Here is a 24301-nt window from a genome sequence, read left to right as displayed (position 1 = left end):
ATCTCGACGTGCAAGGCTCATCATTCCGCAGCCTCCACCACCGGCACCGGTGAAAAATCCTCCGGGAAGTGCGTCATCGCGCTCATCACCGGATAGGGCGTGAAGCCGCCAAGGGCGCAGAGGGAACCGAACTTCATCGTGTTGCAGAGATCGGCGAGCAGTTCGCGGTTCTTCTCCGGCTCGATGCCGGCGGCAATCCTGTCGGCCACCTCGACGCCGCGTGTCGAACCGATGCGGCAGGGGGTGCACTTGCCGCAGCTTTCGACGGCACAGAATTCCATCGCGAAACGCGCCTGCTTCAGCATGTCTGCCGTGTCGTCGAAGACGACGATGCCGGCATGACCGATGAGCCCGTCTCTGGCGGCAAATGCCTCGTAGTCGAAGGGCGTATCGAACAGCGCCCGCGGGAAATAGGCGCCGAGCGGGCCGCCGACCTGGACGGCCTTGACCGGCCGGGCGCTCGCCGTGCCGCCGCCGATCTCGTCGACGATCTCGCCGAGCGTCAGGCCGAATGCGGTCTCGAAGAGCCCTCCATGCTTGACGTTGCCGGCGATCTGCAGCGGGATCGTTCCGCGCGACCGGCCCATGCCGAAATCGCGATAGTAACCGGCGCCCTTGTCGAGGATCACCGGCACGGAAGCAAGCGAGATGACGTTGTTGATGACGGTCGGGCGGTCGAAAAGACCCTTGTGTGCCGGCAGCGGCGGCTTGGCGCGCACGAGCCCGCGCTTGCCTTCGAGGCTGTTCAGGAGCGAGGTCTCCTCGCCGCAGACATAGGCGCCGGCGCCGGTGCGCACTTCCATGTCGAAGGCGTGCGCCGAGCCGAGCACCGAAGCGCCGAGCACACCGGCGGCCCGGGCGATCTCGATCGCCGCGCTCATCACCGCGATCGCATGCGGATATTCCGAACGGGTATAGATGTAGCCCTTGGTCGCGCCGGTCGCGATACCGGCGATCGCCATGCCTTCGATCAGCACAAAGGGATCGCCTTCCATGATCATCCGGTCGGCAAAAGTTCCGCTGTCGCCCTCGTCGGCATTGCAGACGATGTATTTCCGCGGCCCTCGCGCCTCCAGGACGGTCTTCCATTTGATGCCGGTCGGGAAGCCGGCGCCGCCGCGGCCGCGAAGGCCGCTTTCCGTGACCTCGGCAACGATCGCCGCTGGTTGCATTGCGATCGCCCGCTCGAGACCGAGCAAGCCCCGATGAGCGCGATAATCTTCGAGCGAGAGAGGATCGATGACGCCGCAGCGGGCAAAGGTAAGCCGCGTCTGTCGCTTGAGAAATGGAATCTCCTCGGTCTTGCCGAGGCAGAGCGGATGCGCGCCACTCGAAATCAGCCCGGCATCGAGAAGCGAGGCAACGTCGCTCGCCTTCACCGGGCCGTAGGCGACGCGCCCTCCGGCCGTTTCGACTTCGACCAGCGGCTCAAGCCAGTGCATGCCGCGCGAGCCGTTGCGGACGATCGTGGCGTCGAGCCCGCGTGCGGCGATCTCGCCGGCCATCGCCTCCGCCACCTTTTCGGCGCCAAGCGCAAGGGCCGCCGCATCCCGGGGAATGTAGATCGTGACGGTCATCGGCGCGCCTCCGCAACCAGCGCCTCGAGCACTGTTTCGTCGAGCCGCGCATGAACCTCGCCGTCGAGCATCGCCGACGGCGAGCAGGAACAGAGCCCGAGACAGTAGACCGGCTCGAGCGTCACGGCGCCGTCCGGCGTCGTCTCATGGAAATCGATCCCGAGAAGCGCTTTGGCGCGCTCCGCAAGCCGGTCGCCGCCCATCGACTGGCAGGCTTCGGCGCGACAGAGCTTCAGCACATGGCGCCCGGCCGGATGCTCGCGAAAATCGTGATAGAAGGTAACCACGCCATAGACTTCGGCGCGCGACAGATTGAGTTCCCGCGCGATCACCGGCAGGCTCTCCTCCGGCACATAGCCGAACTCGTCCTGGATTTCGTGCAGAATGGGAATAAGCGGGCCTTCGAGCCCCTTGAGTTCGCCGACGATCGCCAGCGTCCGTTCGGTCACGTCTGCACGCGGCAGATGGATATTCACTGAAAGAGCCCTCCCGGCTCGCGGCCGCACCGCCAAGATCTCCCCGACCGTCGTCGCGCCGCTGTCTCAACCACTTGGCAAAGATCGGAGATTTCACGCTCTTTGCCCATGAAACAAGCTTCGCGCTTATGCTTCCATGGGTCAATAAGGCTGTTCCGTCGATCGATAGAAAATTTCTATTGAACCTGGTTGCGCTCACCGAGGATACGGGCCTCGTGCAACAGCGCGGAGACGAGCGGCGTGAACGGCTCACGATAGGTGGCGACCAGGCCCACCGTATGGCGGACGTCCGGATCGACGATCGGGATCATCCGTATATCCTCGTGAAAACCGAATGATTTCGCAACGTTATAAGGCATGATGCTCGCCCACCGGCCCGTCCGGACGTGGGAGAAGAGCACGATCATCGAATTCGATTCGAGGGTCGGCTTCGGGACCGCGCCTGCCTCGGCAAAGTGCTGATTGATGATGCGCCGGTTCTGCATGTCGGCCGTCAATAGACAAAGCCGAATGTCGCTCACTTCCTTCCAGGTCACGCTTTCGCGATCCGAAAGCGCCGTACCGGCGGCCGTAACCAGATGATATTGCTCGATCTGCAGGGGCACGCTCGTCACCCGGCCGAGCGGCTCGTTCTCCAGATAGGTCAGACCGGCATCGATCTCGAGGTTTTCGAGGAGCGCGAGGATCTGCAGCGATGTGGTCGAAAGCACCGAGAAGGTGACGTCCGGATGCTTCTCCTGGAAGGGCGCAGTGATCAGCGGCACCATGGAGAGGGTCGTCGGCACCGCGGCGAGGCGCATATGCCCCGAGAGACCTTTTCGCGCCGCACGCATCTCCTCGCGCATCGTACGGCTGTCACTGACGATCCGCCGTGCCCATTCCAGCACCCGCTGCCCTTCGGGCGTCAGCCCCTGGAAACGTGATCCGCGATTGACCAGAATGACGCCGAGCTGTTCTTCGAGCTGCCGGATCGCTGCCGAAAGCGTCGGCTGCGTCACCCCGCACTCCTCCGCCGCCCGGCCGAAATGCCGTTCGCGGGCCAGTGCGAGAAAGAATTCCAGCTTGTCGATCATTCGTGGCCTTTAGATTTGTCCCTCTCCCAGGGTCTAACCCGAGGACTAGCCCTCTCCCCGCAGCGCGGGGAGAGGGGACTGAAGACGCCGCCGCGAGTCTCTTCTCCCCGCAAGCGGGGAGAAGGTGCCGGCAGGCGGATGAGGGGCGGACGCGCGCTCAAGCGATGAGCTGCCCACCGTTCACCTCCAGGACCTGGCCGGTGATATAGCCCGAAAGCGCGTGTGCGGCGAGGAAGAGATAGGCCGGCGCGCAATCCTCCGCCGTCCCGAGCCGGCCGAGCGGGATCGTCTTGCGCGTCGCTTCCAGCTTCTCCGGCGTCGAATAGCGCTCGTGGAAATCCGTCGTGATCGTGCCGGGCGAGACGCAGTTGACACGGATGCCGTCCGGCGCAAGTTCACGCGCCAGCGCCTTCGAATAGGTTGCGACGAAAGCTTTGGTGGCAGAGTAGATCGAAGAGCCCGGACTGCCGCCCATGCGCGCCGAGATCGAAACCGTGTTGACGATCGCAGGATGCGTGCCCTTGCGCAGGAGCGGCAGCATCGTCCGGGTCATCTCCACGACCGAGGTCTGGTTGAGCTGCACGACCATGCGGTATTGCTCATCGGTGAGATCGGCCGCCGGAAAACGGCCGACCATCGTGCCGGCATTGTTGACGAGGACATCGACGCTGTCGAAGCGGCTCCTCGCGACATCGGCGAGGCTCTCGACGCCCCCCTCGGCAAGGAAATCCGCCGCCGCGAGGAATGCCCTGCCCTCGGCCGCTGCAAGATCGAGAAACTCCGGGCGGTCGGCGGCGATCGTCCGCCCCATATGCACCAGCACGCGCGCACCGCAGTCGAGGAACTGCCGTGCGACCTCGAGGCCGATGCCCCTGCCGCCGCCGGTGACCACCACGTTCATGCCCTTGAACAAGGCCGGATGATACATGCGCTTTCTTCCTCCCGATAACGTCGGACTGGCGTGCCCCTCCACCGATTACAGCGCAGATCGGGCGCAAGCCGCAACGAAAATCGAACGCGCTGGATATTTCTAATCTGAAATTGCACCGCTTTCGTTTTCGCATATTATGAAAGAAAACGAAACGCGAGGGGCGGATGTATCTGACCGGACGACAGGCGGAGATTTTGGAACTGGCGAAAACGGAAGGCCGCGTGCTGGTCGAGGATCTCGCCCAGCGCTTTTCCGTTACGCCGCAGACGATCCGCAAGGATCTGAACGATCTCTGCGACGCCAGGGTTTTGAACCGCATTCACGGCGGCGCCATTTTTCCGAGCGGCAAGGAAAACGTCAGATACGAATCCCGCCGCCAGATCGCCGCAGCGGAAAAGCAGGCGATCGGCCGCGCCGCGGCCGCGCTCATCCCGGACAATTCTTCGCTCTTCATCAATATCGGCACCACGACGGAAGCAGTCGGAGAAGCGCTCCTCGACCACCGGGAACTGATGATCATCACCAACAACATCAACGTTGCCAACAGGTTGCGGGTCTTCCCCTCGATCGAGGTGGTGATCGCCGGCGGGGTCGTGCGCGGCTCCGACGGCGGCATCGTCGGAGAGGCCGCCGTCGACTTCATCAAGCAGTTCAAGGTGGATTTCGCGGTGATCGGCGCCTCGGCGATCGACTCCGACGGAGCCCTGCTCGATTTCGACTATCGCGAAGTGAAGGTGGCGCAGGCGATCATCGCCAATGCGCGCCATGTCATCCTCGTTTCGGATTCGACGAAATTCGAACGCACCGCGCCGGTGCGTATCGGCCATATCTCGCAGGTGCAGACGTTCATCACCGACCGCTGCATCATTGAAAACGTTCGGAAAATCTGTGCTGACCAGGATGTGAGGCTGGTCGAGACCGAGGTCTGATCCGGTCTCCGATTCCCTGGCGCGGAGCCCGGAAACATTCGTTTGACATTCGAAATATTTTCGCTTTAACTGCTTTCACTTTCGCGATTGCACAAATTGTGCGCCGCGGAGTGTGGAGGGGAAAACAAGAGTGTCAGAGCAGACGATCTTCGACGTCTTCGTCATAGGCGGCGGCATCAACGGATGCGGCATCGCGCGTGATGCGGCTGGCCGCGGATATTCCGTCGCGCTGGCGGAGATGAGCGATTTCGCCTCCGGAACATCCTCCGGCTCGACCAAGCTCATCCATGGCGGCTTGCGCTATCTCGAACATTATGAATTCCGCCTCGTGCGCGAAGCCCTGATGGAGCGCGAAGTCCTCTGGGCGATGGCGCCGCACGTGATCTGGCCGATGCGCTTCGTGCTGCCCTTCCACAAGGGTGGTCCGCGGCCGGCATGGCTGATCCGCCTCGGCCTCTTCCTTTACGATCATATAGGCGGCCGTAAGCTTCTGCCGGCGACGAAGACGCTCGACATGACGCGCGATCCCGCGGGCGCACCGCTGAAGGGCCTCTTCACCAAAGCATTCGAATATTCGGACGGCTGGGTCGACGATGCTCGCCTCGTGGTGCTGAACGCGCGCGACGCCGCCGACCGCGGCGCGAGGATCATGGCACGCACCCGCGTCGTCGCGGCGCGCCGCGAGGGCGGCCGTTGGGCAATCGAAATCGAGAGCACGGAGACGGGCGCGCGCGAGACGATGCGCGCCCGCATGCTCGTCAATGCCGCGGGCCCCTGGGTGGACCGGGTTCTCTCCGAAGCGGTCGGCAACAACGACGTCCGCAATGTCCGCCTGGTCCAGGGCAGCCATATCGTCGTGAAGAAGAAGTTCGACGATCCGCGCGCCTATTTCTTCCAGAACCCGGACGGGCGGATCATGTTCGCCATTCCTTACCAGGACGAGTTCACGCTGATCGGAACCACCGATCGCGATTTCACCGGCAATCCGGCTGACGTGCGCATCAGCAATGCGGAGATAGATTATCTCTGCAGGGCGGCGAGCGAATATTTCAGCGACCCGGTCGGCAGAGAGGATATCGTGTGGACCTATTCCGCCGTGCGCCCCCTTTTCGATGACGGTGCGAGCAAGGCGCAGGAGGCGACCCGCGACTATGTGCTGCGCGTCGAGAACGGCGATGCACCGCTGCTCAACGTCTTCGGCGGCAAGCTCACCACCTACAGGCGGCTTGCGGAATCGGCGCTCGAGAAGATCGGCGAGACCATCGGGGAAAAGGGCAGGAAATGGACGGCCGTATCGCATCTGCCGGGCGGCGATTTTCCGGCCGCCGGCTATGACGACGAGGTCGCGAAGCTCAGGACGCGCTATCCTTTCCTGACCGCTTCCCACGCCCGCCGGCTGGTACGGCTCTACGGCACGCGGGCGGCGCAGCTTCTCGGCAATGCCGCGAGCGAGGCCGACCTCGGAAAGCACTTCGGCGCGGATCTCTATGCTGCGGAAGTGGATTGGCTCATCGTGCAGGAATGGGCATTGCGCGCGGAGGACGTGCTTTGGCGCCGCACGAAACTGGGACTGAAGTTTTCGCGGGCGCAAACCGCGGAACTGGAGGAATATATGCGGGGCGCGGTCAACGCGGCCGCCTGAGGTACCACGGCTGAACTGCCGTTGGGGTGGAGAATTCAATGCTTGAAATGAAGAAGATATCCAAGGTCGTGGGTGGAGAGACGCACATCCACCCGACCGACCTTGTGCTGGAGAGGGGGACGCTCAACGTGCTGCTCGGCCCGACGCTCTCCGGCAAGACGTCGCTGATGCGGCTGATGGCAGGTCTCGACAAGCCCGCCTCCGGTTCGATCTTTTTCGACGGTGCCGACGTTACCGGCGTTCCGGTTCAGAAGCGCTCGGTTGCCATGGTCTATCAGCAGTTCATCAACTATCCGGCGATGACGGTGTACGAGAACATCGCCTCGCCGATGCGGATCAAGCGCGCCGACGGCGCCACCGTCGACCGCGAAGTGCGCAAGGCGGCGGAACTCCTGAAGCTCACGCCCTATCTCGACCGCACGCCGCTCAACCTGTCCGGCGGTCAGCAGCAGCGCACCGCGCTCGCCCGCGCCATCGTCAAGAATGCCGATCTGGTGCTGCTCGACGAGCCGCTTGCCAATCTCGACTACAAGCTGCGGGAGGAACTGCGCGAGGAACTGCCGAAGATCTTCGCCGCATCCGGCGCGATCTTCGTCTACGCGACGACAGAGCCGTCGGAAGCGCTTTTGCTCGGCGGCAATACCGCCACCCTGAGCGAGGGAAGGATCACCCAGTTCGGCCGCACCATCGACGTCTATCGCCGCCCGGTCGACATCGTCACGGCCCGCACATTCGCCGATCCGCCGCTGAACACCATCGGCCTGCTGAAGACGGGGTCGCAGTTCGTGCTTGAAGGTAAGCCGGTGCTCGCCGTTCCCTCCCATCTTCGCTCCCTCGCCGACGGTCCTTGCACGGTGGCCTTCCAGCCGCATCACCTTTCTTTCGGCCAGCCGGACGGCAGCGACGAGCCGCTGACCGTAAAAACGGCGATCTCGGAGATCACCGGATCCGAAAGTTTCATTCACGTCGCCTTCGCGGGCGCCCGCTGGGTCATGCTCGCACCCGGCATTCACGAGATCGAACCGGACGCAATGCTAAAGGTCTTCGTCGATACCCGCCACCTCATGGCTTTCGGGCCGGACGGCAGGGCTGTCGGCGGGATGGCCTGAGAAAAGGCGTCGGGGAGGAAACCATGGCACGCATCAATCTCGAACATATCCGCCACGCCTACGGCGCCAGGCCGAAGTCGGAGTCCGACTACGCCCTGAGAGAGGTCCATCACGAATGGAACGACGGTGGCGCCTATGCGCTGCTCGGCCCTTCCGGCTGCGGCAAGACCACGCTGCTCAACATCATTTCGGGGCTGATCAACCCTTCCGAGGGTCGCATCCTTTTCGATGGAACCGACGTCACGCATCTGACGACGCAGCAGCGCAACATCGCCCAGGTGTTCCAATTCCCGGTCATCTACGACACGATGACCGTCTACGACAATCTCGCCTTTCCGCTGCGCAACCGGCATGTGCCCGAAACTGAGGTCGACCGCCGCGTCAAGGAAATCCTAGAGATGACCGGGCTCGGCAGCTGGGCCAATAAGACCGCGCGCCGGCTGACCGCCGACCAGAAGCAGAAGATTTCGCTGGGCCGCGGCCTCGTGCGCTCGGACGTCAGCGCCATCCTCTTCGACGAGCCGCTGACCGTCATCGATCCGGAAATGAAATGGGTCCTGCGCTCGCAGATCAAGCGGCTGCACAAGCAGTTCGGCTTCACCATGGTCTATGTGACGCACGACCAGACCGAGGCGCTCACCTTCGCCGACAAGGTCGTCGTCATGTATGACGGCCAGATCGTCCAGATCGGCACGCCGGCCGAGCTTTTCGAGCGGCCGCGCCACACCTTCGTCGGTTATTTCATCGGCTCTCCCGGCATGAACGTGCTGCCGGCCGAGATCGCCGGCAACACGGCAGCCGTCGGCGACCAGAGGATCGCGCTCAATTTCCAGCCGCAGATCAAGCCCGGCGCCAGGACCGAACTCGGCATCCGTCCGGAATTCATTTCCCTCGGCCGCGAAGGCATGCCGGTCGCCGTCACGAAGGTCGAGGATATCGGCCGCCACAAGGTCGTGCGCGCGCGCTTCGCCGACCGGCCGATCTCGATCATCGTCGACGAGGACGGCGAGATCCCCGCCGAGCCGCGTGTCACCTTCGATCCGAAGGCAATCAACATCTACGCCGATTCCTGGCGCGTCGGCGGGGAGGCCTGACATGGAAAAGACCTGGAACAACAAGGCCTGGTTCATGGTCCTGCCGGTGCTGGTGCTCGTCGCCTTCTCGGCGGTGATCCCGCTGATGACCGTCGTCAACTATTCGGTCCAGGACACATTCGGCAATAACGAGTTCTTCTGGGCCGGCACCGACTGGTTCCTGGACGTGCTCGAATCCGACCGCTTCTGGGATGCGCTCACCCGCAACCTGATCTTCTCGGCGATCATTCTGGCGATCGAGATCCCGCTCGGCATCGTCATCGCGCTCAACATGCCGAAGAGAGGCATCGGCGTGCCGATCTGCCTCGTTCTGATGGCGCTGCCGCTGCTCATTCCGTGGAACGTCGTCGGCACCATCTGGCAGGTCTTCGGCCGCGTCGACATCGGCCTGCTCGGGCGCACGCTCGCCTCGCTCGGCATCAACTATAATTACGTGCAGAATCCGCTCGACGCCTGGGTCACGCTGATCGTCATGGACGTCTGGCACTGGACGAGCCTCGTCGTGCTGCTCTGCTATGCCGGCCTCGTCTCGATCCCGGACGCCTACTACCAGGCCGCCAAGATCGACGGCGCCTCGCGCTGGTCGGTCTTCCGCTACATCCAGCTTCCGAAGATGAAGCGCGTGCTCCTGATCGCCTTCCTGCTGCGCTTCATGGACAGCTTCATGATCTATACGGAACCCTTCGTCGTGACCGGCGGCGGCCCGGGCAATTCGACGACCTTCCTGTCGATCGATCTCGTCAAGACGGCGATCGGCCAGTTCGACCTCGGTCCGGCCGCAGCCCTCTCGATCATCTACTTCCTCATCATCCTGCTCCTGTCGTGGATCTTCTACACGGTGATGACCACGAGCGACGCGCAAGGCTGAGAAAGGAGGGAGGAGACATCATGATGACCAACAAGCAACCACTTTCGCAGCGCCTCTCCTGGCTGGTGCCGACGATCTACATCGTCTTCCTGCTCCTGCCGATCTACTGGCTCGTCAATATGAGCTTCAAGGAGACGAGCGAGATCCTCAGCACCTTCTCGCTGTGGCCGCAGAATCCGACGCTTCGGAACTATGCGGTGATCTTTACCGATCCCTCCTGGTACAACGGCTACATCAACTCGATCACCTATGTCGTCCTGAACACGCTGATCTCCGTGACGGTGGCGCTGCCGGCAGCCTACGCCTTTTCACGCTACCGCTTTCTCGGCGACAAGCACCTGTTCTTCTGGCTGCTCACCAACCGGATGGCGCCGCCGGCGGTTTTCGCGCTGCCCTTCTTCCAGCTCTATTCCGCCTTCGGTCTCATCGACACGCACATCGCGGTGGCGATCGCGCATTGCCTGTTCAACGTGCCGCTCGCCGTCTGGATCCTGGAAGGCTTCATGTCCGGCGTGCCGAAGGAGATCGACGAGACCGCCTATATCGACGGCTACTCCTTCCCGCGCTTCTTCGTGAAGATCTTCGTACCCCTGATCGCGTCCGGCATCGGCGTGGCAGCCTTCTTCTGCTTCATGTTCTCGTGGGTCGAGCTGCTGATCGCCCGCACCCTGACGACGACCGACGCCAAGCCGATCGCCGCGACGATGACGCGCACGGTCTCCGCTTCCGGTCTCGACTGGGGCGTGCTCGCCGCCGCCGGCGTGCTGACGATCATCCCCGGTGCGCTCGTCATCTATTTCGTTCGCAATTACATCGCCAAGGGCTTCGCCCTGGGGAGGGTCTGATGGCAACCATCGCCACTCGCAAGAACCGCTGGCCCGTCGCGCTTGCCGCCGTGCTCGTCGTCTATCTCACCGCAGCCGGCCTGCTTTTTTCCGTTCTGCCGGCCAAGGACGGCAAGACCGACTGGTTCGCCCCGCTGATCCCCGGCGGCTGGATGGCCTGGTCTTTCCCGACCGCCATGTTCTTTCTGACGATCTTCGCGCTCCTGTCGCTGATGGCCGTCTGGGAATATGCCCGGCCGGGCGGAAACCCGCGCGTCGGCATCCTGCGCTTCGAGACGACCCGCGGCGACCGGCTCTTCGTCTCGCTGCTCGGAAGCGCATTCATTCACCTCGCCTGGCTGGGGCTGGTCGGCGCAAATCTCTGGTGGGCGGTCGCCCTGTCGGTGATCTACGCGGTCGGCGTCTTCCGCTACGTCTGAGGAACCAAACGAAGGGCGCTCACCGCGGGCGCCCTTTGAAACTGCAAGTGAACGCAATCGCAAAACCCAAGGGAGGATTTAATGCGAAGGCACCTTTTGACAACGACGGCGGCTATGCTGCTGGCATTTACCGGCTCGGCATTTGCCGGGATGGACGAGGCAAAGCAGTTCCTGGACAAGGAAGTCGGCGACATGTCCTCGCTCGACCGCGCTGCCCAGGAAGCGGAAATGCAATGGTTCGTCGATGCGGCAAAGCCCTTTGCCGGCATGGAGATCAAGGTCGTTTCCGAAACGATCACCACGCATGAATATGAATCGAAGGTGCTGGCACCGGCCTTTACCGCGATCACCGGCATCAAGATCACCCATGACCTGATCGGCGAAGGCGACGTCGTCGAAAAACTGCAGACGCAGATGCAGTCGGGCGAGAACGTCTATGACGCCTATATCAACGACTCTGACCTGATCGGCACGCACTGGCGCTACCAGCAGGCGCGCAGCCTGACCGACTTCATGGCGAACGAGGGCAAGGACGTCACCAACCCCAACCTCGACATCGACGACTTCATCGGCAAATCCTTCACCACCGCTCCGGACGGCAAGCTCTACCAGCTTCCCGACCAGCAGTTCGCGAACCTCTACTGGTTCCGCTACGACTGGTTCAACGACGAGAAGAACAAGGCGGACTTCAAGGCGAAGTACGGCTACGAACTCGGCGTTCCGGTCAACTGGTCGGCCTATGAGGACATCGCCGAGTTCTTCACCGGCCGCGAGATCGACGGGAAGAAGGTCTATGGCCACATGGACTACGGCAAGAAGGACCCGTCGCTCGGCTGGCGCTTCACCGATGCCTGGCTGTCGATGGCCGGCAACGGCGACAAGGGCATCCCGAACGGCAAGCCGGTCGACGAGTGGGGCATCAAGGTCGACGAGAACTCGCGGCCCGTCGGATCCTGCGTCGCGCGCGGCGGCGACACCAACGGCCCGGCCTCGGTCTACGCCATCCAGAAATATCTCGACTGGATGAAGGCCTATGCGCCGGCTGCTGCCCAGGGCATGACCTTCTCGGAATCCGGCCCGGTACCATCGCAGGGCGAGGTCGCCCAGCAGATGTTCACCTATACGGCCTTCACCGCCGACTTCGTGAAGGAAGGCCTGCCGGTCGTGAACGAGGACGGCACACCGAAGTGGCGTTTTGCCCCGAGCCCGCACGGCGTCTACTGGAAGGACGGCATGAAGCTCGGCTACCAGGACGCCGGGTCCTGGACTCTTCTGAAGTCGACGCCGGACGACAGGGCCAAGGCTGCGTGGCTCTACGCGCAGTTCGTAACCTCCAAGACGGTGGACGTGAAGAAGAGCCATGTCGGCCTCACCTTCATCCGCCAGTCGACGCTCGACCATCAGAGCTTCACCGAACGCGCCCCGAAGCTCGGCGGCCTGATCGAGTTCTACCGTTCGCCGGCCCGCCTGCAGTGGTCGCCGACCGGAACGAACGTGCCCGACTATCCGAAGCTGGCACAGCTCTGGTGGCAGGCGATCGGCGACGCTTCCTCCGGCGCGAAGACCGCCCAGGAAGCGATGGACTCGCTCTGCGCCGAGCAGGAGAAGGTGCTGCAGCGCCTGGAACGTGCGGGAGTCCAGGGCGACATCGGTCCGAAGCTCGCCGAAGAGCACGACCTCGAATATTGGAACGCGGAAGCCGTGAAGGCCGGCAACCTCGCACCGCAGCTCAAGGTCGAGAACGAGAAGGAAAAGCCGACCACCGTCAATTATGACGAGCTGGTCAAGAGCTGGCAGACGAACTGATCGATAGACGCCGCCGATCCGTCGGCGGCGTTCTTCAGGGGAGATGCGGCACCGGGGCTGGAAACGGCCCCGGTTTTTTCGTTTCGAATCGGGTGCCACCCCGCGCTCGCCGCTCTGACCACCGCAGCATTACCGCCCGCCAGGCGAAAACTGTTTCCCCAATTTCGGTAAGGCAGCGCCCTATCGCCGCTGCCATTATTTGCCACCTTCTTCGTAGGAAGTGGATGACATGCAAAGGTATTGGAGGAGATTACCTTGGCAAACAGTGCAGAGGAAACCGTATCACCAACGCGCCCGGAGGATGAGAAGCTCGGCATCGGCGCCAATCTGGCCTATGGCCTGCAGCACGTACTGACGATGTATGGAGGCATCGTCGCCGTGCCCCTGATACTGGGCCAGGCCGCAGGCCTCGGCTCCGGCGACATCGGCCTGCTCATCACGGCATCCCTGTTTGCCGGCGGGCTCGCCACCATATTGCAAACCATCGGCCTGCCCTTCTTCGGAAGCCAGTTGCCGCTGGTTCAGGGCGTTTCCTTTTCCGGCGTGGCGACGATGATCGCCATTTCCGGCAATGGGGGGCTTCAGTCGGTGCTCGGCGCCGTCATTGCCGCCTCGCTGATCGGCCTGCTGATAACGCCCATATTCTCGCGGATCACCCGCTTTTTTCCGCCGCTCGTCACCGGCATCGTGATCACCACCATAGGACTGACGCTGATGCCCGTGGCCGCGCGCTGGGCCATGGGCGGCAACAGCAGTGCGCCCGATTTCGGCAGTCCCGCCAATATCCAGCTTGCAGCGGTCACGCTCGTCATCGTGCTTCTGCTCAGCAAGCTCGGAAGCGCCGCGATCTCGCGGCTCTCGATCCTGCTCGCCCTGATCATCGGTACGGTGATAGCCTATTTCGCCGGCATGGCTGATTTCTCGCAGGTGACCGAAGGGCCTTTCTTCGCGCTTCCGCTGGTCTTCCACTTCGGCTATCCGACCTTCGAAGTCGCGGCGATCGCTTCGATGTTCATCGTCATCATGGTGACGCTGGTCGAGACTTCGGCGGACATTCTGGCGGTCGGCGAAATCATCGAGACGAAAGTGGATTCGCGCCGGCTCGGCGACGGCCTCAGGGCCGACATGCTGTCGAGCCTGCTCGCACCGATCTTCGGCTCCTTCACCCAGAGCGCCTTTGCCCAGAATGTCGGGCTGGTGGCGGTCACCGGGGTCAAGAGCCGCTATGTCGTTGCAACCGGCGGCCTGTTTCTCGTCACGCTCGGTCTTCTGCCTGTCATGGGCCGCATCGTCGCGGCGGTTCCGAGTTCCGTGCTCGGCGGCGCCGGCATCGTGCTCTTCGGCACGGTCGCGGCGAGCGGCATCCGCACCCTGTCGAAGGTGGACTACGCCAACAACATGAACCTGGTCATCGTCGCGACCTCGATCGGCTTCGGCATGATCCCGATCGCCTCGCCGACCTTCTACGAGCATTTCCCGGCCTGGGTCGAGACGATCTTCCATTCCGGCATCAGCTCCGCCGCGCTGATGGCGATCAGCCTCAACCTGATCTTCAACCATATGACCGCCGGGAACTCGGACCAGCAATCGGTGTTCGTCGCCGGCACGGAGCGGACGCTGCGCTATCAGGACATCGCGCGGCTGCACGACGGCGACTATTTCCTCAACGGCAAGCTCTACGACGCCAACGGCACGGAAGTGCCCGTGCTTGCCGCGGAAGCGCATTGACACACGGCAATCCGTTCCGCTGAACCGGCGAAAACGCGATCCGGGCACATGCTCGTCCGGATCGCCCCCGATGCGCCCGATTACCCTCGAAAACCCGAAAGTGTTTTCACTTCCTGCACCCTTGCGGCATGCTCCCGCCGCACGAAAAGTTCCCCTCCCCGTTGGAGGACGGGAACGGACGGTCGCGGCGATGGAGGAGGAACCATGAACGACGCATCCAGCATACATCCCGTGGACGAGCGCCTGCCGATCGGCAGGCTTGCGACGCTTGGGATACAGCATGTTCTTGTCATGTATGGCGGCGCCGTCGCGGTGCCCCTGATCGTCGGCCGGGCGCTGCAGCTGAGCCCGGAAGACGTCGCCTTCCTGATCTCGGCGGACCTGTTCGTCTGCGGCATCGTCACCATCATCCAGTCGCTCGGGCTGACCAGGGGCATAGGCATCCGCCTTCCCGTGATGATGGGCGTCACCTTTGCCGCCGTCGGCCCGATGGTCTCCATGGCCGCCATGACGCCCGGGATCGACGGGGCACGGACGATCTTCGGCGCGATCATCGGCGCCGGCCTCGTCGCGCTTCTCATCGCGCCCATCATGGGACGCCTGTTGAAGTTCTTCCCGCCCGTCGTCACCGGCACCATCATTCTCGTCATCGGGGTGACCCTGATGCGCGTCGGCGTCAACTGGATATTCGGCAATCCCTTCGGTCCGACGGCGCCGAAACTCGTCGATCCGGCCCACGCACAGTGGCTGGCCGGCTTGAAGCAGCTCGCCGCAAGCGGCGGTCCGGCCGTGCCGGATGGGCTGGTCCTCGGCGCCACGGTTCCGAACCCGATCTATGCCGAACCGGGCCATGTGGCGCTTGCCGCCTTCGTGCTGGTCTCCATTCTCGTGGTGGCCCGTTTCGGCAAGGGGCTCATCAGCAACATCGCGGTTCTGATCGGCATCGTGATCGGATGCGTCGCGGCAGCCCTGCTCGGCATGATGCATTTCGATCGGGTGGCGAGCGCCGGCTGGTTCGCCGTCGTGACGCCCTTGCGCTTCGGCATGCCGATCTTCGACCCGGTGCTGATCGCCACCATGTCGCTCGTCATGATCGTCGTGATGATCGAATCGACCGGCATGTTCCTGGCACTCGGCGAGATGACGAACCGCGAGGTCAAGCAGCAGCAATTGACCGCCGGACTTCGGGTGGACGGCCTCGGCACCATCATCGGCGGTCTCTTCAACACATTTCCCTATACGAGCTTCTCGCAGAATGTCGGCCTCGTCGGCGTCACCGGCGTCAAGAGCCGCTACGTCTGCGTGATGGGCGGAGTCATCATGATCCTGCTGGGCGTTATCCCGAAGATGGGCGCGCTGGTCGAGGCGGTTCCGACCTTCGTTCTCGGCGGTGCGGGGCTCGTGATGTTCGGCATGGTGGCGGCAACCGGCGTCAGGATTCTCTCGACGGTCGACTTCAAGTCCTCGCGCAACAACCTGTTCGTGGTCGCCGTCTCCGTCGGCTTCGGCCTCATTCCGATGATCGCACCCAACTTCCTGATGTGGATGCCGCACGCGATCCATCCCATCATCGAGTCCGGCATAGTGCTGGCCGCGGTCTCGGCCGTCGTGCTCAATGCCTTCTTCAACGGCCTCAGCATCGAGCGTTCCGCATGCGTCGAGGCCGCGCGGCTGGCAGACGGCCATTGAACCGCAATACCCCGCGGGCAAAAGCCCGCGGGGTATTGCGCCACACTTCGATCGGCACCGAAGCATCGCCGCGGCTCCGGACGCTAGGAATGGTCCGATGAACAACGATTCACAAGGACCACATTCATGGACAGGCCACGTCTCGCTCTCGAACTGCTTCTGCTTGTCGCCCTCGCAACGCTCTGGGGCGCCTCCTACACCTTCATCAAGATCGGCGTCGAAACCATCCCCCCGGTTACGCTGATCGCCGCGCGAACGCTGATTGCCGGCACGGTTCTTCTGGCGCTGATCGCGTGGCGCGGCCTGACATTGCCGCGCGACGGGGCGATGTGGCGGCGGTTCCTGTTCCAGGCCTGCTTGAACAGCGTCGTTCCCTTCACCCTGATCGCCTGGTCGGAGCGCACGATCGATGCCGGCGTCGCGGCCATCCTCAACTCCACGACGCCGATCTTCGCCTTTCTCCTGACGGCGCTGATCACCCGGCACGAGCCAGTTACCGCCCGCAAGTTCCTGGGCGTCCTTGCAGGCATCGCCGGAATCGGGCTGATCATCGGTCTCGAGGCCTTCCGCGGCATCGGAGATCAGCTCATCCCGCAGCTTGCGGTCGTTATTGCGACGGTCTGCTATGCCGGCGCGGCGATATTCGGGAAGGGCTTCAGGGGGCTCGATCCGATGATGCCCGCTTGCGGATCGCTTCTCGCGGGTGCGGCCCTGCTCATCCCGGCGAGCCTCGTCGTCGATCGACCCTGGACGCTCGATCCCTCGCCGGAATCGCTGATTGCGCTCCTCTGCCTGTCCGTCTTCTCGACCGCGCTCGCCTTCGTCATCTATTTCCGCCTGATCCACACGCTCGGTTCCGTCGGCGCGACGGCACAGGCCTATGTGCGCGTTCCGATCGGCGTTGCGATCGGAGTGGTATTTCTCGGGGAAACGCTTTCGACCACTGCATGGCTCGGCCTCGGCTGCGTCATCGCCGGCGTCGCCGCCATGACCATGCCTACGCGGCCCAGGGTTGCCACTGTCGGAGGGTAATTTCGCTCAGTCCTTGCGCTTCCGGCAATAGAGCTCCAGCCGGTGGCGCACCAGGTCATAGCCGAGTTCGGCGGCTATCTCCGCCTGCAGCTGCTCGATCTTGTCGGAGCGGAACTCGATCACCGCACCCGTTTCGATATCGATCAGGTGATCGTGGTGGGGCGCATCCGCCGTCTCGAAGCGGGCAGTCGCGTTCTCGAAGGCATGCCGCTGCACCACCCCTTGCTGCTCCAGTGCGGAAAGGGTCCGGTAGACGGTCGAGAGCGACACGGTCGCGTCGATTTCCTTCGCGCGCCGGTGAAGTTCGCTGGCATCCGGGTGGTCTTCGGCCTCGGCCAGGATCTTCAGAATCGCGGCGCGTTGGCGCGTCACGCGGACGCCGCCTTCCCGCAGGATTCCTTCCAGTTCCTCGATCCGATTCTTGCTCTGGCTCATCCCGCGACACTAGCCAAGGGGACACCTTTTGGAAATAGCTAGTTGCAAATGCTTCTCATTTGCATTGACTTATGCAGACCATTCGCCTACCCATATTATCGTTCGCAAAGAGGAGAGCCGGATGATCCATCCAACGAGGCGCATGATCGTGGCGGCAGCAGCGGCGATGGCTGCTCTATCGCTCATGCCGGCGGCGGCCCGGGCGGCGGAAAAGCTCAAGGCCGTCACCACCTTCACGGTCATCGCCGATATGGCGCAGAACGTCGCGGGCGACGCCGCGGTGGTCGAATCGATCACCAAGCCGGGCGCCGAGATCCACAATTACCAGCCGACGCCCCGCGATATCCTCAAGGCGCATGATGCCGACCTCATTCTGTGGAACGGGCTGAACCTCGAGCTCTGGTTCGAAAGGTTCTTCCAGAACTTCGACGGCGTTCCCGGCGTCGTCGTCTCCGAAGGCGTCGAGCCGATGGGCATCGCCGAGGGGCCCTATACCGGCAAACCCAACCCGCATGCCTGGATGTCGCCGTCGGCCGCGCTGATCTATGTCGACAATATCCGCGACGCCTTCGCGCAACACGATCCCCCGAATGCCGAGGTCTACAAGGCAAATGCCGAGGCCTACAAGAAGAAGATCGAGGCGGCGGTCGCACCCATCCGCACCGAGCTCGAAAGGATACCGGCGGAAAGGCGATGGCTCGTTTCGAGCGAGGGCGCATTCAGCTATCTCGCCCGCGATTTCGGCATGAAGGAGCTTTATCTCTGGCCGATCAATGCCGACCAGCAAGGCACGCCGCAGCAGGTGCGCAAGGTGATCGACGTGGTTCGCGCCAATCGGATACCCGTAGTCTTTTCCGAAAGCACCATTTCGCCCGACCCCGCCGAGCAGGTCGCGCGGGAGACGGGTGCAAAATACGGGGGCGTGCTCTATGTCGACTCCTTGAGCGAGGCCGACGGCCCCGTTCCGACCTATATCGATCTGCTGCGCGTTACATCGGAAACGATCGCGAAAGGCTTGTCGCAATGAACCTTCAGGAAAAGGCCCGCGCCTATCCGGGAGCAGCTCCGCAAGAGGAGGATGGCGGCATTCGCGTCAGCGGCGCCACGGTGACCTACCGCAACGGCCACCGAGCGCTGCGCGACGCCTCCTTCGAAATCCCGACGGGCACCATCGCGGCCCTTGTCGGCGTCAACGGCAGCGGCAAGTCGACGCTGTTCAAAGCTATCATGGGCTTCGTCCGGCTGGCCAAGGGCGACATCTCGATCCTGGGCCTCACCGTGCCGCAGGCACTGAGACAGAACCTCGTCGCCTATGTCCCGCAGGCCGAAGAGGTCGACTGGAATTTTCCCGTCCTCGTCGAAGACGTGGTGATGATGGGCCGTTACGGCCATATGAACATGCTGCGCATCCCGAAAAAGGCCGATCACGAGGCGGTCGAGACGGCGCTGGCGCGGGTCGGCATGAGCGAGTTCCGCAAGCGCCAGATCGGCGAGCTTTCCGGCGGTCAGAAGAAGCGGGTCTTCCTGGCCCGGGCGCTTGCCCAGAACGGCCGCGTCATCCTGCTCGACGAGCCTTTCACCGGGGTCGACGTGAAAACGGAGGACGCGATCATCCGCCTGCTCGTCGCGCTTCGCGAAGAAGGCCGTGTGATGCTCGTCTCCACCCATAATCTCGGAAGCGTGCCGGAATTCTGCGACCGCACCATCCTTCTGAAAAATACGGTGCTCGCCTACGGTCCCACGGAAACCACCTTCACCCGCGAAAACCTGGAGCTCGCCTTCGGGGGCGTCCTGCGTCACTTCGTGCTCGGCGGAGAGAACCTCCATGACGATGCCGATCCACGCCAGCTCTCGGTCATCAGCGACGACGAGCGTCCGCTCGTCATGTATGGCGCCCGCGACCGCATGGTTGCGCAGCCGGCCAAGCCGGAATCGGAATCCGAGGCGGACTCCGAATGATCGCCACGCTCATCGAGCCGTTCGCCTATAGCTACATGGTGAATGCCATGTGGGTAAGCGCGCTGGTGGGCGCGGTCTGCGCATTTCTTTCGGCCTATCTCATGCTGAAGGGCTGGTCGCTGATCGGCGATGCCCTCTCCCACTCGATCGTGCCGGGTGTCGCCGGGGCCTATATGCTCGGGCTTCCCTTCTCGCTCGGCGCCTTCTTTTCCGGTGCCCTTGCCGCCGGTGCCATGCTGTTCCTCAACCAGCGCACGCGGCTGAAGGAGGACACGATCATCGGTCTGATCTTCACCTCCTTCTTCGGCCTCGGCCTGTTCATGGTTTCTCTGTCGCCGACCTCGGTGAACATTCAGACGATCGTGCTCGGCAATATCCTCGCCATCACGCCGGCCGACACATTGCAGCTCGCCATCATCGGCGTCGTCTCGCTCATGATCCTGTCCGCGAAGTGGAAGGACCTGATGGTGACCTTCTTCGACGAAAGCCACGCCCGCTCCATCGGCATCAACACCACCTTCCTGAAGGTGCTCTTCTTCACGCTGCTCTCGGCCTCGACGGTGGCGGCGCTGCAGACGGTCGGCGCTTTCCTGGTCGTCGCCATGGTCGTCACCCCCGGCGCGACCGCCTATCTCCTGACCGACCGTTTTCCGCGGCTGATCGTGATCAGCATCGCGATCGGGGCCCTGACGAGCTTCGTCGGCGCCTATGCGAGCTACTTCCTCGACGGCGCAACCGGCGGCATCATCATCGTTCTGCAGACCGCGATCTTTCTGTTCGCCTTCGTATTTGCCCCGAAACACGGGCTGCTCGCCGCCCGCCGCCGCGCATCCGAGGCTCTGGAGACCGCATGATGCCTTCGCTCGACATGCTCCTTGCCGTCTTCGAGTTCGAGTTCATGCGCAATGCGCTGCTGATCTCGGTCCTGGTTGCGATTCCGACGGCGATGCTCTCCTGCTTCCTGGTCCTCAAGGGCTGGTCGCTGATGGGCGACGCGATCTCGCATGCGGTCTTCCCCGGCGTCGTCGTTTCCTACATCGTCGGCCTGCCGCTCGCCGTCGGCGCCTTTACGGCCGGCATGTGCTGCGCGCTTCTGACCGGCTACCTGAAGGAAAACAGCCGCATCAAGCAGGACACGGTGATGGGCGTCGTCTTTTCCGGCATGTTCGGCCTTGGCCTTGTGCTCTACACCAAGATCCAGAGCGACGTGCATCTCGATCACATCCTTTTCGGCGACATGCTAGGCATCGGCTGGGGCGACATTCTGGAGACGGGCCTCATCGCGCTTTTCGCCGCCGGCATTCTCGGCCTGAAATGGCGCGACCTGCTGCTCCACGCCTTCGATCCGGCTCAGGCGCGCGCCATCGGTCTGAGGGTCGGCTGGCTGCATTACGGACTGCTCGCGATCCTGTCGCTGACGATCGTCGGTGCGCTCAAGGCGGTCGGGCTGATCCTGGCCATCGCCATGCTCATTGCCCCCGGCGCGATCGCCTATCTCGTCACGCGGACATTCGGCGCCATGCTGGCGGTCGCGGTGATGGTCGCCGTCGCCGCCTCCTTCTGCGGCGTCTATCTCTCCTTCTTCATCGACAGCGCACCGGCACCCACCATCGTCCTTCTGATGACGGCGATGTTCCTGCTCGCCTTCGCCTATTCCACCTGGAAGATTGCCCGTGCCGAGGCGCAGCGGACAAGCGTGGAATAGACGTAAGACCCCTCCCCAACCCCTTCCCACAAGGGGGAGGGGCTCCCTTGCGGCACCCACAGTTTAAGCCCCTCCCCCTTGTGGGGAGGGTTGGGGAGGGGCCCATCAAACGCCTCGTCAGCCCCTTGGACGCCGGCGCCATGATCCCTTATGGTGCGCCACGACTGAAGGTTTGGAGCGGTCCGGTGTAATGCCGTGATCTCCGTGGCGGAGCAACGACGCAAGATGGAGAGGAAACAGCAAGGCCGTTCCGGCATCGCTTTCTTCTTCGTCGCCGTGGGGCTCATCTTCACGGCGATCGCCGCGACCGTGCTCCTGGCCAACGAGCAGCGCCACCTGAAGCAGCTGCTTGCCGGTCTGGGTTTCGCGATGACGCCGCCGCAAACGGAGCGGCCGCCGGAGGCTGCCCGCGGTCCACGTAAAAAGCCCGAACCGCCAAAGGCACTCCTGCCCGCCCACATCTTCGCGGATCTTGCAACGCCGGAACAGCAATTCATCCGTCAGATCCGCAGCGACCCGAGGGCACTTTGCGAGGGACTGAGGGAGGCCGGCTTCCGCGACCTCGAATGGAAATCCGCCGAGAGCGGCCGCTGGGAATGCTCATCGCTCGTTCCCTTTGCCCGCCCCGGCCAGGAACCGAGCTCTTCCATCTTCATCCTGGTCAAGGGCCGTGGCGAGGAGGAGATCACCTCCTTCCGCGTTAAACTCAATATCGAGCACAGCGGGGACACGCCGGTCGTCACCAGCGCTGCTGCGAAGGCGGCATCCGTCTTCTTGAGCGAGGTCCGCTGGGCGGGCAGCGCAAGCATCACTCTCAAGATCCAGGCCCTGCAGGAATTCGATCTCAAGCGCTTCGGCAGTCGTATCCAGTTCAAACGGGAGATGGGGGACACGCCCCGCTACAACTTCCTTGCCAATCAGGCCGCACGCGCGCGGCCGAAGAGCATCGCCGAGCTCTATTTCGACCGCGAAAAATGGCTGATCCCGGGCGACGGAGCGAGCGTTTCCTTTATCCGGGGCCCGAGCGCCTGGGCGCGGCCCGATGCTCGGGCAGAACCGCAGGCGGCAGCGCGGCAGCCTGCCGGCCGGGGCGCAATCCCGGACCATTGATGCGAACCTGACTATCAGCGGTCGATGCGCGTTGAAAGGATGATCGACGACAGGGTCTTTTCGACACCCTCGATTTCGCCGATGCGGTCGATCAACAGGTCCAGCTCGCTGATCGAAGCCGCAGCGACGACCGCGATCAGGTCGAAGCTGCCGCTGACCGAGTGCAGCATGCGGATTTCGCGGATGGCGGCGAGCTCGGGCGTGACCCGGCTCAGCGCCCGCGGTGCGATCGTGATCAGAACATGCGCGCGCACGAGGCCCTTCTCATAGTTTTCCGAGAGGCGCACGCCATAGCCCGCTATCACCCCCTCGCGCTCCAGCCGCTCGATGCGCGCCTGCACGGTGGTGCGCGACAGGCCCAGCCGGCGGGCGATCGTCGCCGTCGGCATGCGGGCGTTCTCGCTCAGTATGGCGAGGAGTTCGCGGTCCTTGTCCGTCACATGCATATCGTCGACCTTTATCGGCATAATGCCGAATATAGACCGACGATTTAGCCATATCGACGCTTCAAATCAATATACGGCCGCGGGACAATGGTGGTGAAAGAGGCTCATACCCCGGGGATACAAAATGAAAGACATCGTCGTCATCGGCGCCGGCAAGATCGGCTCCACCATCGCGCGCATGCTGGCCCATAGCGGCGACTACCGCGTCTGCGTCGCCGATCGCAGCGCCGAGCAGTTGCAGCAGGTCGAGAAGCACGACGCCGTCTCGACCGCGGTCGTCGACATCACCGACAGAAAGGCGCTTGTAACCCTGCTCTCCGGCAAATTCGCCGTGCTCAGCGCCGCGCCGTTCCATCTGACGGTGGCGATCGCCGAAGCCGCAGCCGAGGCGGAAATCCACTATCTCGACCTGACGGAAGACGTCGAATCGACCCGGCAGGTCAAGGCGATCGCCGCTGAGGCCAGGGCCGCCTTCATTCCGCAGTGCGGCCTTGCACCGGGCTTCATTTCCATCGTCGCCAACGATCTCAGCCGGCATTTCGATACGCTCGAAAGCGTGCGCATGCGCGTCGGCGCCCTGCCGCAATACCCGTCGAATGCTTTGAACTACAATCTCACCTGGAGCACCGACGGCGTCATCAACGAATATATCGAGCCCTGCGAGGCGATCGTCGAAGGTTCGCTGATCGAAGTTCCCGCCATGGAAGAGCGCGAGGAGTTTTCGCTCGACGGCGTCACCTACGAGGCCTTCAACACCTCCGGCGGCCTCGGCACGCTTTGCGAGACGCTGAAAGGCAAGGTTCGGACGCTCAATTACAAGACGATCCGTTATCCCGGCCATGCCGCGATCTTCAAGGCGCTCCTGAACGACCTCGGCCTGCGTCATCGCCGCGAAGTACTGAAGGACATCCTCGAAAACGCCCTGCCGACGACCACCCAGGACGTGGTCGTGATCTTCGTCACCGTTTCGGGCTTCCGCGAAGGCCGCCTGGTGCAGGAGACCTACGCCAACAAGGTCTATAGCGGCGTCGTTGCAGGACGCATGCAGAGCGGCATCCAGATCACCACCGCCGGCAGCATCTGCGCCGTTCTCGACATGCTCGCGGAAGGCAAGATCCCTACCAAGGGCTTCGTCCGCCAGGAAGACATCGCGCTCGACACCTTCCTCGCCAACCGCTTCGGCCACTACTACGCCCAGAAGCACGAGACGGAACGCGCGGCGAGCTAAGCCCGAGTTCAGTTGTTTATCGAAATGCCCGGACCTCGTCCGGGCATTTTTCATTCCTGCTTGAAGCGCCCCCTCATCCGCCTGCCGGCACCTTCTCCCCGCAAGCGGGGCGAAGGAGACTCGCGGCGCCGTCCTGTTCTCTTTCCGTCGAAGCGAGCAGCTGCAAACCTGATAGGGCTGGGAGTTCGCGGCTTGCCCCT

At 63.2% G+C, this 24301-nt stretch carries 23 protein-coding genes; 17 read left to right on the top strand and 6 right to left on the bottom strand.

Features of this window, described 5'->3' with window-relative positions:
- Window positions 1-20: 20 nt before the first annotated feature.
- The 4 genes from M1D34_RS17080 to M1D34_RS17065 all read right to left on the bottom strand — a co-directional run bounded on the left by M1D34_RS17080 (window position 21) and on the right by M1D34_RS17065 (window position 4054).
- Window positions 21-1577 (bottom strand): formate dehydrogenase beta subunit, encoded by a 1557-nt coding sequence (locus M1D34_RS17080; RefSeq protein WP_498780039.1) that lies wholly within the window; start codon window positions 1575-1577, stop codon window positions 21-23.
- Entirely contained in the window at window positions 1574-2053 is a 480-nt protein-coding gene (locus tag M1D34_RS17075; RefSeq protein ID WP_003530346.1) for a formate dehydrogenase subunit gamma, read from the bottom strand. The genes M1D34_RS17080 and M1D34_RS17075 overlap by 4 nt, the downstream gene beginning before the upstream one ends.
- 176 nt (window positions 2054-2229) lie before the next feature.
- Complete coding sequence (locus tag M1D34_RS17070; protein ID WP_010970351.1) at window positions 2230-3126, bottom strand: LysR family transcriptional regulator; 897 nt, start codon at window positions 3124-3126, stop codon at window positions 2230-2232.
- 157 nt (window positions 3127-3283) lie between these two features.
- Window positions 3284-4054: an SDR family NAD(P)-dependent oxidoreductase gene (locus tag M1D34_RS17065; protein ID WP_010970352.1), complete on the bottom strand. Its 771-nt coding sequence runs from the start codon at window positions 4052-4054 to the stop codon at window positions 3284-3286.
- A 167-nt stretch (window positions 4055-4221) separates the two neighbouring features.
- Between M1D34_RS17065 and M1D34_RS17060 the strand changes: the two genes are divergently transcribed.
- The 11 genes from M1D34_RS17060 (at window position 4222) to M1D34_RS17010 (ending at window position 17218) form a co-directional block, all read left to right on the top strand.
- Window positions 4222-4986: a DeoR/GlpR family DNA-binding transcription regulator gene (locus M1D34_RS17060; RefSeq protein WP_003530340.1), complete on the top strand. Its 765-nt coding sequence runs from the start codon at window positions 4222-4224 to the stop codon at window positions 4984-4986.
- Between the two features lie 130 nt (window positions 4987-5116).
- Complete coding sequence (gene glpD, locus M1D34_RS17055) at window positions 5117-6628, top strand: glycerol-3-phosphate dehydrogenase (RefSeq protein ID WP_498780035.1); 1512 nt, start codon at window positions 5117-5119, stop codon at window positions 6626-6628.
- Window positions 6629-6666: 38 nt separating this feature from the next.
- Entirely contained in the window at window positions 6667-7737 is a 1071-nt protein-coding gene (locus tag M1D34_RS17050) for an ABC transporter ATP-binding protein (protein ID WP_010970354.1), read from the top strand.
- A 23-nt stretch (window positions 7738-7760) separates the two neighbouring features.
- Entirely contained in the window at window positions 7761-8831 is a 1071-nt protein-coding gene (locus tag M1D34_RS17045) for an ABC transporter ATP-binding protein (protein ID WP_107608487.1), read from the top strand.
- Between the two features lies 1 nt (window position 8832).
- Entirely contained in the window at window positions 8833-9699 is an 867-nt protein-coding gene (locus M1D34_RS17040) for a carbohydrate ABC transporter permease (RefSeq protein WP_003530331.1), read from the top strand.
- A 20-nt stretch (window positions 9700-9719) separates the two neighbouring features.
- Entirely contained in the window at window positions 9720-10544 is an 825-nt protein-coding gene (locus M1D34_RS17035; protein ID WP_010970356.1) for a carbohydrate ABC transporter permease, read from the top strand.
- Complete coding sequence (locus tag M1D34_RS17030; protein ID WP_003530327.1) at window positions 10544-10963, top strand: DUF2160 domain-containing protein; 420 nt, start codon at window positions 10544-10546, stop codon at window positions 10961-10963. The genes M1D34_RS17035 and M1D34_RS17030 overlap by 1 nt, the downstream gene beginning before the upstream one ends.
- Window positions 10964-11044: 81 nt before the next feature.
- Window positions 11045-12769 (top strand): ABC transporter substrate-binding protein, encoded by a 1725-nt coding sequence (locus tag M1D34_RS17025; protein WP_003530325.1) that lies wholly within the window; start codon window positions 11045-11047, stop codon window positions 12767-12769.
- 255 nt (window positions 12770-13024) lie between these two features.
- Window positions 13025-14497, top strand: coding sequence for a nucleobase:cation symporter-2 family protein (locus M1D34_RS17020; protein WP_027992408.1), 1473 nt, complete (start codon window positions 13025-13027; stop codon window positions 14495-14497).
- A gap of 204 nt (window positions 14498-14701) precedes the next feature.
- Window positions 14702-16186 carry a nucleobase:cation symporter-2 family protein gene (locus tag M1D34_RS17015; RefSeq protein ID WP_027992409.1) on the top strand — a complete coding sequence of 495 codons (1485 nt, stop codon included), beginning with the start codon at window positions 14702-14704 and terminating at the stop codon, window positions 16184-16186.
- Between the two features lie 126 nt (window positions 16187-16312).
- Window positions 16313-17218 (top strand): DMT family transporter, encoded by a 906-nt coding sequence (locus M1D34_RS17010; RefSeq protein ID WP_127596373.1) that lies wholly within the window; start codon window positions 16313-16315, stop codon window positions 17216-17218.
- 6 nt (window positions 17219-17224) lie between these two features.
- On the opposite strand, the gene M1D34_RS17005 is transcribed toward M1D34_RS17010, so the two are convergent.
- Complete coding sequence (locus M1D34_RS17005; protein WP_003530317.1) at window positions 17225-17653, bottom strand: Fur family transcriptional regulator; 429 nt, start codon at window positions 17651-17653, stop codon at window positions 17225-17227.
- 121 nt (window positions 17654-17774) lie between these two features.
- On the opposite strand from M1D34_RS17005, the gene M1D34_RS17000 reads away from it, so the two are divergent.
- From M1D34_RS17000 to M1D34_RS16980, 5 genes are all read left to right on the top strand, one after another.
- Entirely contained in the window at window positions 17775-18680 is a 906-nt protein-coding gene (locus M1D34_RS17000; RefSeq protein ID WP_498780030.1) for a metal ABC transporter substrate-binding protein, read from the top strand.
- On the top strand, window positions 18677-19612 hold the full coding sequence (locus M1D34_RS16995) for a manganese/iron ABC transporter ATP-binding protein (RefSeq protein ID WP_010970361.1): 936 nt from the start codon (window positions 18677-18679) through the stop codon (window positions 19610-19612). Before M1D34_RS17000 ends, M1D34_RS16995 begins: the two co-directional genes overlap by 4 nt.
- Window positions 19609-20466 (top strand): metal ABC transporter permease, encoded by an 858-nt coding sequence (locus M1D34_RS16990; protein ID WP_107608490.1) that lies wholly within the window; start codon window positions 19609-19611, stop codon window positions 20464-20466. Before M1D34_RS16995 ends, M1D34_RS16990 begins: the two co-directional genes overlap by 4 nt.
- Window positions 20463-21317, top strand: coding sequence for a metal ABC transporter permease (locus M1D34_RS16985; RefSeq protein WP_010970363.1), 855 nt, complete (start codon window positions 20463-20465; stop codon window positions 21315-21317). Before M1D34_RS16990 ends, M1D34_RS16985 begins: the two co-directional genes overlap by 4 nt.
- Window positions 21318-21542: 225 nt before the next feature.
- A complete protein-coding gene (locus tag M1D34_RS16980; RefSeq protein ID WP_003530308.1) occupies window positions 21543-22427 on the top strand; it encodes a DUF6030 family protein in 885 nt (294 codons plus the stop codon).
- Between the two features lie 14 nt (window positions 22428-22441).
- Here M1D34_RS16980 and M1D34_RS16975 read toward each other — a convergent pair whose 3' ends face one another.
- On the bottom strand, window positions 22442-22894 hold the full coding sequence (locus tag M1D34_RS16975; protein ID WP_028011080.1) for an Lrp/AsnC family transcriptional regulator: 453 nt from the start codon (window positions 22892-22894) through the stop codon (window positions 22442-22444).
- Between the two features lie 103 nt (window positions 22895-22997).
- Between M1D34_RS16975 and M1D34_RS16970 the strand changes: the two genes are divergently transcribed.
- Window positions 22998-24101: a saccharopine dehydrogenase family protein gene (locus M1D34_RS16970; RefSeq protein ID WP_498780026.1), complete on the top strand. Its 1104-nt coding sequence runs from the start codon at window positions 22998-23000 to the stop codon at window positions 24099-24101.
- The last annotated feature ends 200 nt before the right edge of the window (window positions 24102-24301 follow it).

This window comes from Ensifer sp. D2-11 (assembly GCF_054161295.1).
The sequence above is the reverse complement of the archived record's forward strand: the minus strand, read 5'-3'. Positions and strand labels throughout refer to the sequence as shown.

Coding starts and splice junctions, on each gene's coding strand:
- M1D34_RS17080 (WP_498780039.1), bottom strand. CDS start 1,577: ATGACCGTCACGATCTACATTCCCCGGGATGCGGCGGCCCTTGCGCTT.
- M1D34_RS17070 (WP_010970351.1), bottom strand. CDS start 3,126: ATGATCGACAAGCTGGAATTCTTTCTCGCACTGGCCCGCGAACGGCAT.
- M1D34_RS17065 (WP_010970352.1), bottom strand. CDS start 4,054: ATGTATCATCCGGCCTTGTTCAAGGGCATGAACGTGGTGGTCACCGGC.
- M1D34_RS17060 (WP_003530340.1), top strand. CDS start 4,222: ATGTATCTGACCGGACGACAGGCGGAGATTTTGGAACTGGCGAAAACG.
- M1D34_RS17050 (WP_010970354.1), top strand. CDS start 6,667: ATGCTTGAAATGAAGAAGATATCCAAGGTCGTGGGTGGAGAGACGCAC.
- M1D34_RS17045 (WP_107608487.1), top strand. CDS start 7,761: ATGGCACGCATCAATCTCGAACATATCCGCCACGCCTACGGCGCCAGG.
- M1D34_RS17040 (WP_003530331.1), top strand. CDS start 8,833: ATGGAAAAGACCTGGAACAACAAGGCCTGGTTCATGGTCCTGCCGGTG.
- M1D34_RS17035 (WP_010970356.1), top strand. CDS start 9,720: ATGATGACCAACAAGCAACCACTTTCGCAGCGCCTCTCCTGGCTGGTG.
- M1D34_RS17030 (WP_003530327.1), top strand. CDS start 10,544: ATGGCAACCATCGCCACTCGCAAGAACCGCTGGCCCGTCGCGCTTGCC.
- M1D34_RS17025 (WP_003530325.1), top strand. CDS start 11,045: ATGCGAAGGCACCTTTTGACAACGACGGCGGCTATGCTGCTGGCATTT.
- M1D34_RS17015 (WP_027992409.1), top strand. CDS start 14,702: ATGAACGACGCATCCAGCATACATCCCGTGGACGAGCGCCTGCCGATC.
- M1D34_RS17010 (WP_127596373.1), top strand. CDS start 16,313: ATGGACAGGCCACGTCTCGCTCTCGAACTGCTTCTGCTTGTCGCCCTC.
- M1D34_RS17005 (WP_003530317.1), bottom strand. CDS start 17,653: ATGAGCCAGAGCAAGAATCGGATCGAGGAACTGGAAGGAATCCTGCGG.
- M1D34_RS17000 (WP_498780030.1), top strand. CDS start 17,775: ATGATCCATCCAACGAGGCGCATGATCGTGGCGGCAGCAGCGGCGATG.
- M1D34_RS16995 (WP_010970361.1), top strand. CDS start 18,677: ATGAACCTTCAGGAAAAGGCCCGCGCCTATCCGGGAGCAGCTCCGCAA.
- M1D34_RS16990 (WP_107608490.1), top strand. CDS start 19,609: ATGATCGCCACGCTCATCGAGCCGTTCGCCTATAGCTACATGGTGAAT.
- M1D34_RS16985 (WP_010970363.1), top strand. CDS start 20,463: ATGATGCCTTCGCTCGACATGCTCCTTGCCGTCTTCGAGTTCGAGTTC.
- M1D34_RS16980 (WP_003530308.1), top strand. CDS start 21,543: ATGGAGAGGAAACAGCAAGGCCGTTCCGGCATCGCTTTCTTCTTCGTC.
- M1D34_RS16975 (WP_028011080.1), bottom strand. CDS start 22,894: ATGCCGATAAAGGTCGACGATATGCATGTGACGGACAAGGACCGCGAA.
- M1D34_RS16970 (WP_498780026.1), top strand. CDS start 22,998: ATGAAAGACATCGTCGTCATCGGCGCCGGCAAGATCGGCTCCACCATC.